We start from the raw sequence: 12,625 nt of genomic DNA on the forward strand, positions 1-12,625 counted from the left end.
GTGAAAATGTTGCCTACCAGCGCCTGCCTGTCGATGGCGCTCTTGTTGTGCGGGTGTAACCCGTTGATGAGGGCGTCGTGGTACACCCTCGAAACTTCTGTGACGGGCCCGGCCCCGATCAACGTGACCCGCGCCCAGGTCGACGCGGTGCCATACCCGCAGATCCTGGTGACCACCGCCGTCAGCGAGGGCGTGATGGCCATGGCCCGGCGCCGGGGCGACCTGCAGTTCTGGGTCGCTTCCGGCAAGCAAGTGGTGATGATGCGTGACGGCCTGGTGGTACGCACTGTCGGGCTGGGTGTTTCCCTGGATGGCACGCGTTTCAGTGGCGAATCGCCGTTCAAGCGCGGCCTCCAGCATCTGCCCGACGGCTACACCGGCACACGCTGGATCGACCTCTACGACGGCAACCGAATCGGTATCGCGGTCAACAGCCGTTTCAGCAGCCACGGTATCGAGACCCTCCGCATTCTGGACAAGGATTACGCCTTGCTGCGCATCGACGAGCAGGTGGACGTTCCCACCTTGAATTTCCGCGCCACCAACCATTATTGGGTCGACCCGCAGGATGGTTTCATCTGGCGCAGCGAGCAGCATTTGACGCCCCGGTTGGCCCTGAAAATCGTGCAGTTGCGTCCCGACCGGGAGGCAGCCCGATGAAGTGTTCGAAGCTTTTATGGCTGGGCCTGTTGCTGATCGGCCCCGGCACTGGCCAGGCGGCCGTTACAGTCAGTGGCGATGTGCGCAGTCCTGACGCCTTCGAGGTCAAGCCGGGGGCGCGTTTGCTGGACGTTATTCGTGTGGCCCAACCCAATGCAGAAAGCTACTGGTTGGGCGCTGCGTGGCTGCACCAGTCGTTGGTGAGCACGCAGGAACGCTTGAAGGCAGGGGTTTTGTTCGATCTGAAACTGCTGCAACGAGGGGCCTTGCTGGATGACCGTGGCTCCCGGGCGGACTTGAGTGCGCGTCTGTATCGACAGGTCGAACAGTTGCCGGTCACCGGCCGCCAGGTGCAAGTGCTGGACCCGATCGCCGTGGAGACGGGGTTCGCGCGCAACGCATTGCTGGATGACGGGGACCGGCTGGTCTACCCCGTGAGGCCGTCCACCGTGCAGGTGCTCGGGGCGGTCGCGCAGTCCTGTGATGTGCCGTACCGGGCCATGCGCGAGGTGCGGGATTATGTTGGCGACTGCACGGTCCTCGATGACGCCGAGCGCGATGACCTGTGGCTGATCCAGCCCGACGGCCAGGTACGGCGCGTGGGCGTGGCGGCGTGGAATCGCGAGGACGGCGTGGTGGCGGCCCCCGGCAGCAGGATCCTGGTGCCGATCCGCAGCGACGACCTTGAGACGCCGACCCCTGATCTCAACCAACAACTGGCCGAGTTTTTCGCCACTCAACCGTTGGCTGAGGTGAACCCTTGAATTTACGTTTTGCGGCTGTACTGCTGTTGCCTTGCGGGTTGGCTCACGGTGACCCCCGTTACACCCAAAATGATTTCGGCGGCGTGGGCCTGCTACAGACCCCCACCGCACGCATGGCCCCGGCGGGAGAGTTGAGCGCCAACGCCAACCGCACCGATCCCTACTCGCGCTACAGTTTTTCCCTGCAACCGTTTGATTGGCTGGAGGGTTCGTTTCGTTATACCGCCATCAGCAACCGCAGGTACGGCGCCGAGGCGTTGAGCGGAAGCCAGAGCTTCAAGGACAAGGCCATCGACTTCAAGGCGCGGCTCTGGGAGGAAAGCCGGTGGGCACCGCAGGTGGCTTTCGGTGCCCGGGACATCGGCGGTACCGGGCTGTTTTCCAGCGAATACTTTGTCGCCAACAAGCGCCACGGCAACCTGGATTTCAGCCTCGGCATCGCCTGGGGCTACCTGGGAAACCGAGGCGACTTCGGCAACCCGCTGTCGGTGTTCGGCAGCAAGTTCAACGACCGGCCCAAGAGCACTGCGGTCGTCGCCAGGGCAGGGGATGTGAACTCCAACGCCTATTTCAGGGGCCGCCCTTCGTTGTTCGGCGGGATCGCCTATCAAACGCCCTGGGAACCCCTGAGCCTGAAGCTCGAATACGAGGGCAATGACTACAAGCACGAGCCGTTGGACAACCCGATCAAGCAGGACTCGCCGGTAAACATTGGCGTGGTCTATAAGCTGGCTGACAGCGTCGACCTGAGTGCGGCCTGGGAACGCGGGAATACCGCGATGTTCGGCATCACCCTGCACACCAACTTTGTCAGCCGCAAGGCACCGGTCAAGACCTATGACCCGCCCGCCGAACCGTTGCCGGCGCGCATGCCCACCACCCCGGCCGACCAGGTCAACTGGGCCAACGTCGCCGACAGGCTGCAGCAGAATGCCGGCTACAAGGTGGAGCGCATTGCCCGGCGCGGCTCGGAATTGATGGTGTATGGCGAGCAGCAACGCTACTTCTATTCAGCCAAGGCCGTGGGACGCGCCAGCCGGGTTCTCGACAACAGCGCCAATCAGGATATCGACTGGTTCACCCTGGTGAACAAGCGCTATGACATGCCCATCGAAGAAACCAGCGTGCCCCGTGACACCTTCCGCGCAGTGGTGAACAACCAGCAGCCGTTGACGGACCTGCACCGTAATACCGAGGTCAACCCGGCGGTTGCCCATCGGGAAACCACGCTCTACAGCAGAAAATCCGAGCCGTTCAACTATGGCCTTGGCCTGGGTTACAAACAGAACATCGGTGGCCCCGACGGCTTGCTTTATCAGTTCACTGCCGACGCCGACGCGGAGTACCGTTTTACCCGCAATACCTGGTGGAGCGGCTTGCTCAGCGCCAACCTGCTGAACAACTACGACAAGTTCACCTACGACGCACCCAGCGGGTTGCCGCGAGTACGCACCGACCTGCGCCAATACATGACCACGTCCGATGTGACGATGCCGAACTTCCAGGTCAACCATGCGCAGCGCCTGGACCGCGACCTGTATGGCATGGTCTACGGCGGCTACCTGGAGTCCATGTACGCCGGGGTGGGCGGCGAGGTGTTGTTCCGGCCGGCGGGCAAGCACTGGTCAGTGGGCGCAGACCTGAACTTCGTGCGCCAGCGTGATTTCAACCAGGGCTTCGGCCTGCGGGATTACCAGACCATCACCGGCCATGTCACCAGCTATACCGAGCTGCCCTATGACACCCTGGCCGCCGTCAGTGTGGGGCGTTACCTGGCGCGGGACTGGGGCACCACCGTCGACATCTCGCGCCAGTTCAAGAACGGCGTGAAGTTTGGTGGCTGGGTGACGCTGACCACCGCCTCGAAGGAAGAATATGGCGAAGGCAGCTTCGACAAGGGTATCTATATTTCCGTCCCCTTCGACGAATTGATGAGCACCTCGACGATGCGTCGGGCCAACGTCGTATGGGCGCCACTGACCCGTGACGGCGGCGCACGCCTGAACCGCGGCTATTCGCTGCAGACCATGACCGACGGGCGTGACAGCGAGTTGTTCTACAACAACTTCGAGAAGATCACTGAGTGACGGTGCGGCATCTGCCGACCAGGTTGTCGACTGCCCGGCGTTGAATGCGCCGGGCAGTCGCCACGCCGAACGCTACAGCGCCAGGTGCAATGCCGGCGCGCAACACTTGCCTGACTTTCCTCTTTGATGACTATGCGAATGGCCCGGGCCCGGGCGTCGCTGTGGGCGCTATCGTTGCGCCTTGCGGGGAGTGGTGGCGGGGAGGGCGCAAAGCGCGCCTGGTGCCCCGCGCCGCCGATGCAGCGGCACGGGGAAGGGCGGGGTCAGTAGATGTCTTTGGACAGCAGGGTAAACGGCGTCTTGAACAGGATCTTGATGTCCAGCCACAGCGACCAGTTGTTGATATAGCGCAGGTCGATATCGACGCGTTGCTGCATCTTCTCCAGGGTCTCGGTTTCACCCCGGCAGCCATTGACCTGCGCCAGGCCGGTGATGCCGGGCTTGATGCGATGCCGCGCCATGTACGCGCGAATCTTGCCTGAGTAGTAGTCATTGTGGGCGACGGCATGCGGGCGTGGGCCGACCAGTGCCATATGCCCTTGCAGCACGTTGAACAGCTGGGGCAGCTCGTCGATGGAGGTGCGGCGGATAAATCGCCCTACGGGGGTAATGCGTGAGTCGTTGCGGCTCGCCTGGCGCACTTCGTGGTCGTCATGCACGCGCATCGAGCGGAACTTCCAGACCTTGATCACCTCGCCGTTCCAGCCGTGACGATCCTGCTTGAAAATTACCGGGCCGGGAGAGGTAAGTTTGATCAGCAGGGCGAACAGCAGCAGCAACGGGCTGAGCAGGAGGATCGCCAACAGGGCCAGGCTCTTGTCCAGCAGCGACTTGCTCAGTGCTGCGGTCGGCCGGCTGGTCAGCGGGCTTTCATTGAGGAAGATCGCGGGCAATCCATCCACCTCGGCCACGCTGTGGTTGAGCAGCAGCATGTTGTTGAGGTCGGGCACCCAGATCACGTCCACGCTGATCTCCAGCAGGTTGAGGTACAGCGCCTCGATGTGGGTCGCTTCCTGGAGAGAGTGAGTGATGTACAGGCGGCGGATACCGTGCTGGCGGATCAGCGCGGGAAGATCGGGCAAGTCACCGAGGATCTGAGGCTGGGTGCCGGCCTGGGGGGAGGTGGTGCGGGGACCTACGAGACCGACCAGAGGGGAGCGTTTTTGCCTGGCGAGAGTATTGGCCAAGTCGGTTGCAAGTTTTCCCGTACCAATAATCAGCGATTTCTGGCGCTCATGTAGTTGCCGGTGGTAGTACCTGGATAGACTGTGAATGGGAATGTAGCAAAGGGCTAGTATTGGATAGCTGACAGCAGCCCAGAGTAGCAGGATCTCGAAGGGAAACAGCGAACTGGCATTACAGGCTATGCCGACCGCGAACAATATGCCCAGGGTCAATAACCAGCCGGTGAATAATCGTCCCAGCCCAACAAAAAAGTCATCTTTTTTGCTATAGACGTCACATAACATGTAGGCCGGTATAGAGGCCAGTATTGTAATGGCTGCCAATATCCGGTAGTGGGATTCCAATTGCCCGGTCTTGAAAAGTACCAGTGAAAACAAAAGTACAACGACCACACTCAGGGCAATTGCCCACTGTCCCCAAAAGGTCAGGCCTTTGGGTGTAAGGTTACGATGCATTCTTCTGTTGTTAAGCATACTTCTGCTCCCTGTGGTATCCACTCACGTGCTGGCAGGTTAAAGCGAGGCGTGGTTTTAATGACTATCAAATGGCAGGCGCACGCGTAGGCGTGCGTATTGATAGTAATAAATGGCAGGGAGCAATGGCTGACGACTTATAACGCGGTCATGTTGTTATAAAATGGCAGATAGAAAGGCGTTCTAATAGGCAGGGTGAATTGTAATTTTTATGAAATAATTATTGTTCTGTGACGTTTGCGCGACTGCTCAGCGGGCTTTTTATTTTTTGTGTCAGGCAGTAGCCACGGTTACGCACCGCGCGGAACAGGCGTTCGCCATCATTCACGCGCTTGAACTTGTCCTGCAATCGGCTAAGGCACATTTCAAGCCCGCGATAGAGGTCGGGCTCACGTCCGATGTTGCGGATAAGTTCTTCCTTGCTGACCACACGTTCTTCATGGTTCAACATTTTCTTGATCAATGCCGACTCAATAGTGGTCAAGGAAATGCGTAGCCCACCTTTCACCAGCGCACGATCTTGCTGGGTAAGTAGCCAGACATCGGGGCCGCGTAATGCAGAGGATGAGTTAACTGTTTCCGTGGTGGTGTTATTCAGGGTCGGGTGTGTGACGTCTGATTTTAGAGCCGTGATGTTAGGTTTTTCTGACGCGTCGTAAAGTTGTCGGGTCAGTCGATTACTGGCTTCGTAAAGTCTTTTGGCGGCGACATAGTTACTGAGCCACAGATTGAAATTCTGCTCTTTGGTAACGGCGTAGGAACTGGTCGAAGCGTCCGATGTTTTTTCCACGGTTTCGATCAGCGGCCCGCTGTCGACGTCGTAATGTAAAAATGCCACATTTGGCGTGAAATCGTGCAGTGCGATTGACGGGTACGTCGATGTAAATGTGTGTTTCTTGAGAGAACTCATGGCATTCACCGATTCCAGGAAAGTACGGGGGTTCATAAACTATCAGCAGGGGAGAAGTAGGGGCCCTGAAAATAGTCAAAAGGCAAGCGTCTGGCGAGAAGTGCGCTGTCGGCGTGCTCGACGTTGTCGGCGATGAAGGAGACCCGGGTGGTGCTCATCAGCCCCAGCATCTGGTCGTAAAGCCGGTCGAACAGGCCCGAGCGGGTGTTCAGACTGAGCCTGAGGGCCGAGTCTGGAAAAGGCATTTTTATATAGTCATAAAGACTCAAGTCGATCAGCAGGTCGGTGTTTTTTGTATTTAATGTGTAATTGTTATAGGCAAGCTTCAGGTTGCTCTGGTCTTTCAGACTATACAGTTGACGGATCATGCTCCGGCGTTCCAGCGGGCCCGGAAGGGTGTCCAGTGTGTTTTCAACGCTGACAATGAGTTGTTGTCTGTTTTTTTCCAGCGTGTGTGAAGTATCGATAATTTCCTTGAGCAGGTCCTCATTCATCAACAGCGATTGCTCAACTCGGAAAAACTTGTGGAGGCCCGGGCTTTTATCCGCGCGCAAACGTTTACTTGTGCGGGCAAATGAACTCGGCCTGGCATGTTGCAGGGCTTCGCTGTAGGCGTCTTTAAGTTGTTCGGAATAAAACGGGCAGGCGTCATCACGCGGGCTGTCGAGCGCAGGCTCGGCGTGGACGCGGATCTCACTGCCCCACAGCGTGCAACTTCGTTCAAGTATCGCTTGCCGCGAAAAGGTGAAGCAGGCTGACGCCTCACGTAATAAGGTTCCGCTATTCACGGTTCGACCGCTCCCTGACGGGGTGGATATGATTAACCGAAGCCAGCCCTCTGCTTAGTTTGTAGCCGTAACCGCGAATGCTCTGAATTATATTGCTTCCGTAATGTGATTTTATTTTGCCACGTAACCGGCTAATCGATTTTTCGAGGGCCCTTGAATCATAAAATCGGGGATTCAGCCCCATTACCACGGCGATTTCATCATGGCTGAGCAATCGATTATGAATGAGCGCTTCCAGTACTTTCATTTCGACAAAGGACACTTCGAGCTTTTTGCCACCCCCGTAGATGCACATGCGGTCCTGATCGAGTAGCAAATCAGTATTACTTAGCCAGTATGTCTCGCTGAGGAACGCGGCAAACAGGGCAAGTTTTTTCTCGGGCGAGCTCTCGACGACCTTTATGCAGTAATCGGCGCCTGCGAGATAATATTTGGTTTTGCTTAGTGTAGTGGCGAAGGTGACAACCAGGAAAATGGTGCTGCCAGGATTTTCCGATCTGGTTTTTTTAATGATGTCCAGCGTTTGGGTGCTGGCAGAGGGGGTGTCGATCTCTATGATGATGGCACGGTAATGTCCATGGCTTGCATAGGGACCGATTAGTTGGCCGTAGGAGCGTGTATCGACTTTTAGATTTTTCGGTACAGTACGAACTATAAGCTCGCTGAAGTCCTCGGATTTCGATGGGGTCCGTGCAATAGCGAGGACGTTGGAAAAATGCATCACGTTGCTCCCTTTTCCGGCATGCGAGGCCGTCAATTCAATCGCTGCAGGCGTTTAGATGTTAATCGAATTGAATACGCCAAAACGTGACAAATTTTAACATTCGGCACTTTATTTGCGGGGGGTAAGGCGGATTTCAGGCGGGTGTTGAGAGCGGGTTTGTGGACCGGAGTACTCATATGCTAGTGCAAATTTTTTAGTGTGCGATAAGTATTTTAGGCGGGTTGATTTTTTTTGGCTGGAATGATTTAAGCCTTCTAGTCCCTTAGCTCTAAAAATGCTTATACGTGACTATTTATAATAATCCAGCAAGGCGATAGCGGGCGTCGTGTGCTGGGGGATGCTCGCGCGGTCGGCCAGGTAGCGCGCCGGCGGTTGGCCGATGGCCTTGCGGAACATGGTGATAAAGCCGCTGGCGTTTTCATAGCCGAGGTCCAGCGCCACCGTCTGCACACTTTCGCCTTTCGCCAGGCGCTGCAGTGACAGGATCACATGCAGTTGCCTGCGCCAGCGGCCGAAACTCAGGCCGATCTCCTCCAGCAACAACCGCGTCATGCTGCGTTCGCTCATGCCGATGCGTACGGCCCATTCGCCCAGGGTGGCCTTGTCGCTGGGGTTGGCCAGCAAACTGTCGGCCAGGCGCCGCAGCCGAGTGTCCCGGGGCATGGGCAGGTGCAGGGCCTCCACCGGTGCCAGTGCCAGTTCGTCCAGCAGCGTGGCCACCAACCGGCCCTGGGCGCCCTTGGTGTCGTACAGCGGCGGGAAGCTGACGGCCTTGCTGATCAATTCGTGTAACAACGGCGATACCGCCAGGGTGCAGCATTGCCGGGGCAGGGCGCCGGCGGCGTCGGGGTCGACCAACAGACAGTAGACATCCGCTGCCCCCGACCCGCGCGCGGCATGGGAAAGGCCGCCCGGAATCCACAACGCGCACTGGGGGGGCACGATCCAGATACCTTCTTCGATGACGCAATGAATCACCCCGCGCAATGTGTACATCAACTGGCCCTTGCGGTGCTGGTGCGGTGCGTGCTCCCAACTCGCAGAGGTGCTTGAAGCGCTCACTGCAACCACCGCACGGGGAATTGCATCGGCGAGGGCCGGGCGCAAGGGGTCACGGGTTTCGAGGCGGTGGTTGTACATGGCGGCGCGGCGTCTTGGCTGGAATGCGAAACATTCTGGCCATTCTGTGCAATGGCGTCCAGTGATGGCATGGCTATCATGAGAAACATTCTCGTTAAAGGAGCTTCCCATGCAACTCGACAGTTCAACATTCCCCGTGGTGAAAATCGTGTTTGACGCCCCCAGCGACACCCCCCCGCAAGATACCTTTGGCGCATTCGAGGCCTTGTTGCAGCGCGAGGAACCCTTCGTCCTGCTGCACGAGAAAGCCGTGGATGAAAGCACTCACGAGCACTCCCACGAAGAGCGCAAACAGGCCTCGATCTGGATGAAGAAGCACAAGGTGGCCCTGCGTACTTTCGTCAAAGGCATGATCCAGGTGGAGCCCAGCGCAGCCAAGCGCCTGGCGCTCAAGCCGTTTGCCGTGATGTTCGGCAAGGCGTGGGGCTACCCGTTGCTGGTGGTGGAATCCACGGATCAGGCCTGGGCATTGGCGCGGGATGTGCTGGATACCCAGGTGTCGGATGTGGCGCACTATTGAGTGTGGGGCGCTGCCGTGCTGCCGCGTACTGTGAGTTCGAACGGCACTACAACCTGACGCTCCGACAGCGGCGTTTTCTCGATCAGTGCGATGAGCATCTCGACGGCCTTGCGGCCGAAGATTTCGGCAGGCTGGGCAATGGTGGTCAGCGGCGGGTCGCAGTAGGCCGCGAAGGGGATGTCATCAAAGCCCACCAGGGAAATATCCTGGGGCACGCGCAGGCCCTGTTGCTTGATGCGCTTCAAGGCGCCGATGGCCATTTCGTCGTTCTCGCAGAACAGCGCAGTGGGCCGCTCGGGCAGGGCGAGCATGTTGCCTGCGCCCTCGAAACCGGCGTGCAGGGTGAAGTCGCCGTGGCAGATAAGCGCCGGGTCGCGGGGGATGCCCGCCGCGAGCAAGGCATCTTCATAACCGGCCACGCGGTCACGGGTCAGTGGGCTGCTTTTCGGGCCTTTGATCAAGCCGATGCGGCGGTGGCCGAGGTCGATCAAGTGCTGGGTCATGGCCCGGGCGGCGCCACGGTTGTCGAGGCTGATGGTGGGGTGGCGACCGTCCTGGATCACCTCGCAGGCGTTCACCAGTGGCGGTGAGTCGCTGCAGTCGCTGAATGGGTCTGAGGCCCGCAACTGAATCACACCGTCGGCCTGATGGGCGTGGACCAGTTCGGCGAACTGTTTTTCGATTTCTGCCTGGCCCCGGGTGTCGCACAACAGCAACCGATAACCCGATGCCTGCGCCGCTTGCTGTGCACCGCTGATGACCCGGGCGAAAAACGTGTTGGCAATCGCCGGCACCAGGATCACCAGGTTGCCGGTGCGCCGCGAACGGAATTGCACCGCCATGCGGTTCGGCCGGTAGCCGGTCTGTTCCACGGCGGCGTTGACCTTGTCGCGGGTCTCGGGCAACACGCGTTCAGGGCTGGCCAGGGTCCTGGACACGGTGGCCACCGAGACCCCGGCCAGCCGGGCGACTTCACGAATATTGGACAAGACCACCTCGTTATCAGAACAGCAGCCTGCAAGTTTACCGCAGTCGGGGTTTGACACCGCGAGCAACCAGGCCTAAATTTCCGGCACGATGTAACCGGTTACATCATGATCGGTAATTGCCCATAAAGAGAAGACTTGCGATGACGGTTGCTGTGCAAAAAATAAGAATGGGCTTTGTTGGCGGCGGCGAAGGCGCCTTCATCGGCCAGGCTCACCGCCAGGCGGCGGGGCTGGATGGGTGTTATGAACTGGTGTGCGGTGCCTTCAGCCGTGAGCCCGAGAACAACCGGAGCACCGGCAATGCGCTGGGCCTGCCCGCGTCCCGCTGTTACAGCGAATGGCAGCAGATGCTCGCCGCCGAACAGGCACTCCCGGCCGAGCAGCGCATGCAGCTGCTGGTGATCGTCACCCCCAATCATCTGCATGCACCGATTGCGACCCAGGCGCTGCAGGCGGGCTTCCACGTGTTCAGCGAGAAGCCAGCCGCGCTCAATCTTGCTGAAGTGCAGGCGCTGGCAGACGTTGTCAAAAACAGTTCCGGGCTTTATGGGCTGGCACACACCTACCTGGGTTACCCGATGGTGTGGCAGGCTCGCGACATGGTGCGCAATGGCCTGATCGGCGCGTTGCGCAAAGTGATCGTCGAGTACCCACAAGGCTGGCTCAGCCAGGACGTGGCCGGGCAGGGCAACAAACAGGCGGACTGGCGCAGCCGGCCCGAGCTGTCGGGACTGGGCGGCTGCATCGGCGACATCGGCACCCACGCCTTTTCCCTGGCCGAGTTCATCGCCGACCAACCGATCGAACAGCTTTGCGCGAACCTGGGCATCCATGTACCCGGCCGGCAACTGGATGACGATGCCGCCATGCTGTTCAAGATGGCCTCCGGCGCCAGCGGCGTGCTGATCGCCAGCCAAGTGTGTGCCGGTGAAGAGAACCCGCTGAAGATCCGCCTCTATGGCGACAAGGGCGGCCTGGAATGGCGCCAGGAAGAACCCGCCAGTCTGATCCATCGTTCCCTCGACCAACCGCTGCGCATCCTGCGTTCCGGCGTCGGCCAGCCCTGGCTGTGCGACGCGGCATTGCAGCGCATGCGCCTGCCCGCCGGGCATCCCGAGGGTTACCTGGAAGCCATGGCCAACCTCTACCGCGACTTCGCCAAGGCCATTCGCCAGGGCACCGAGGCCGAAGGTGTACCCGGCATCGAAGTCGGCGTGCGCGGCATGGCCTTTATCGAAGCGGTGATCGCCAACCATCGCGGCGAGGCGAAGTGGACCACCCTGGCGAACCACCCATGAAGGAGACTACAGACATGCGCGGCCCAGGCATTTTTCTCGCCCAGTTCATCTCGGACGAAGCGCCTTTCGACACCCTGGCCAACATCGCCCAATGGGCGGCGTACCAGGGCTACAAGGCGATCCAGTTGCCCACACTCGGCACCCGCTACATTGACCTGGCCCGCGCTGCAGAAAGCCAGGCCTACTGCGATGAACTCAAGGCGACCTGCGCCCATGCCGGCGTCGAAATCAGCGAGCTATCGACCCACCTGCAGGGCCAACTTGTGGCCGTGCACCCGGCATTCGACACGCTGTTCGACGACTTCGCCCCGGCCCATCTGCGCGGCCAGCCCCAGGCACGTACCGAGTGGGCGATCGACCAATTGAAACTCGCCGCCCGCGCCAGCCAGCGCCTTGGCTTGACGGCCCACGCGACCTTCTCCGGCGCGCTGCTCTGGCCGTACATCTACCCCTGGCCACAACGCCCCAGCGGCCTGGTGGAGCAAGGCTTTGCCGAGTTGGCCAAGCGCTGGCTGCCGATTCTCGATTGCTTCGAGGCGGCCGGCGTCGACCTGTGCTACGAAATCCACCCCGGCGAAGACCTTCACGACGGCGCCTCTTTCGAGCGCTTCCTCGAAGCCGTCGACCACCATCCCCGGGCCAACATTCTCTACGACCCCAGCCACCTGCTGCTGCAGCAAATGGATTACCTGGGCTTCATCGACCGCTACCACGCGCGCATCCGCATGTTCCACGTCAAGGACGCCGAGTTTCGCCCCGACGCGCGCTCCGGCGTGTATGGCGGCTACCAAGGATGGGTCGACCGCCCTGGCCGTTTTCGCTCATTGGGCGATGGTCAGATCGACTTCAAATCGATCTTCAGCAAGCTCACCCAATACGACTTCAACGGTTGGGCCGTGCTGGAGTGGGAGTGCTGCCTGAAGGACGCGCAACAAGGCGCGGCAGAAGGGGCGGAGTTCATCCGCCAGCACATGATCCGCAAGACCAGCAAGGCATTCGATGACTTCGCCGGCGTGACATCCGACGAGCAATCCAACCGACGGCTGCTGGGCCTGCCCGACGCCTGAACAGCGCTTCTGCCCCAAAA

At 59.7% G+C, this 12,625-nt stretch carries 12 protein-coding genes; 6 read left to right on the top strand and 6 right to left on the bottom strand.

The window, feature by feature from the left end:
• Genes C0058_RS13715 through C0058_RS13725 form a run of 3 tightly spaced genes read left to right on the top strand, consistent with a single transcriptional unit; the run spans nucleotide 1 to nucleotide 3,511 of the window.
• Nucleotides 1-660 (top strand): YjbF family lipoprotein, encoded by a 660-nt coding sequence (locus tag C0058_RS13715; protein ID WP_305883257.1) that lies wholly within the window; start codon nucleotides 1-3, stop codon nucleotides 658-660.
• On the top strand, nucleotides 657-1,424 hold the full coding sequence (locus tag C0058_RS13720) for a capsule biosynthesis GfcC family protein (RefSeq protein WP_087694225.1): 768 nt from the start codon (nucleotides 657-659) through the stop codon (nucleotides 1,422-1,424). The genes C0058_RS13715 and C0058_RS13720 overlap by 4 nt, the downstream gene beginning before the upstream one ends.
• A complete protein-coding gene (locus tag C0058_RS13725; protein WP_102368818.1) occupies nucleotides 1,421-3,511 on the top strand; it encodes a YjbH domain-containing protein in 2,091 nt (696 codons plus the stop codon). Before C0058_RS13720 ends, C0058_RS13725 begins: the two co-directional genes overlap by 4 nt.
• Before the next feature lie 263 nt (nucleotides 3,512-3,774).
• On the opposite strand, the gene C0058_RS13730 is transcribed toward C0058_RS13725, so the two are convergent.
• From C0058_RS13730 to C0058_RS13750, 5 genes are all read right to left on the bottom strand, one after another.
• Entirely contained in the window at nucleotides 3,775-5,169 is a 1,395-nt protein-coding gene (locus C0058_RS13730; RefSeq protein WP_102368819.1) for an undecaprenyl-phosphate glucose phosphotransferase, read from the bottom strand.
• Between the two features lie 220 nt (nucleotides 5,170-5,389).
• Nucleotides 5,390-6,079: a winged helix-turn-helix domain-containing protein gene (locus tag C0058_RS13735; RefSeq protein ID WP_102368820.1), complete on the bottom strand. Its 690-nt coding sequence runs from the start codon at nucleotides 6,077-6,079 to the stop codon at nucleotides 5,390-5,392.
• 32 nt (nucleotides 6,080-6,111) lie between these two features.
• Nucleotides 6,112-6,867 (bottom strand): EAL domain-containing protein, encoded by a 756-nt coding sequence (locus C0058_RS13740; protein ID WP_008435428.1) that lies wholly within the window; start codon nucleotides 6,865-6,867, stop codon nucleotides 6,112-6,114.
• On the bottom strand, nucleotides 6,860-7,588 hold the full coding sequence (locus C0058_RS13745) for a winged helix-turn-helix domain-containing protein (protein ID WP_003211381.1): 729 nt from the start codon (nucleotides 7,586-7,588) through the stop codon (nucleotides 6,860-6,862). Before C0058_RS13745 ends, C0058_RS13740 begins: the two co-directional genes overlap by 8 nt.
• A 291-nt stretch (nucleotides 7,589-7,879) precedes the next feature.
• A complete protein-coding gene (locus C0058_RS13750) occupies nucleotides 7,880-8,731 on the bottom strand; it encodes a helix-turn-helix domain-containing protein (RefSeq protein WP_102368821.1) in 852 nt (283 codons plus the stop codon).
• Between the two features lie 109 nt (nucleotides 8,732-8,840).
• Between C0058_RS13750 and C0058_RS13755 the strand changes: the two genes are divergently transcribed.
• On the top strand, nucleotides 8,841-9,251 hold the full coding sequence (locus C0058_RS13755) for a hypothetical protein (RefSeq protein ID WP_003211385.1): 411 nt from the start codon (nucleotides 8,841-8,843) through the stop codon (nucleotides 9,249-9,251).
• Here the strand turns inward: C0058_RS13755 and C0058_RS13760 are convergent.
• Nucleotides 9,245-10,240: a LacI family DNA-binding transcriptional regulator gene (locus C0058_RS13760; protein WP_087694229.1), complete on the bottom strand. Its 996-nt coding sequence runs from the start codon at nucleotides 10,238-10,240 to the stop codon at nucleotides 9,245-9,247. The two genes, C0058_RS13755 and C0058_RS13760, sit on opposite strands and share 7 nt — an antisense overlap.
• Before the next feature lie 167 nt (nucleotides 10,241-10,407).
• On the opposite strand from C0058_RS13760, the gene C0058_RS13765 reads away from it, so the two are divergent.
• Together C0058_RS13765 and C0058_RS13770 are read left to right on the top strand one after the other, a co-directional pair.
• Complete coding sequence (locus tag C0058_RS13765; RefSeq protein WP_173883054.1) at nucleotides 10,408-11,538, top strand: Gfo/Idh/MocA family protein; 1,131 nt, start codon at nucleotides 10,408-10,410, stop codon at nucleotides 11,536-11,538.
• A gap of 14 nt (nucleotides 11,539-11,552) precedes the next feature.
• Nucleotides 11,553-12,605: a sugar phosphate isomerase/epimerase gene (locus C0058_RS13770; RefSeq protein ID WP_102368823.1), complete on the top strand. Its 1,053-nt coding sequence runs from the start codon at nucleotides 11,553-11,555 to the stop codon at nucleotides 12,603-12,605.
• Nucleotides 12,606-12,625 lie beyond the last annotated feature (20 nt).

The sequence above is a fragment of the Pseudomonas sp. NC02 genome, from assembly GCF_002874965.1.
Lineage (GTDB): Bacteria > Pseudomonadota > Gammaproteobacteria > Pseudomonadales > Pseudomonadaceae > Aquipseudomonas.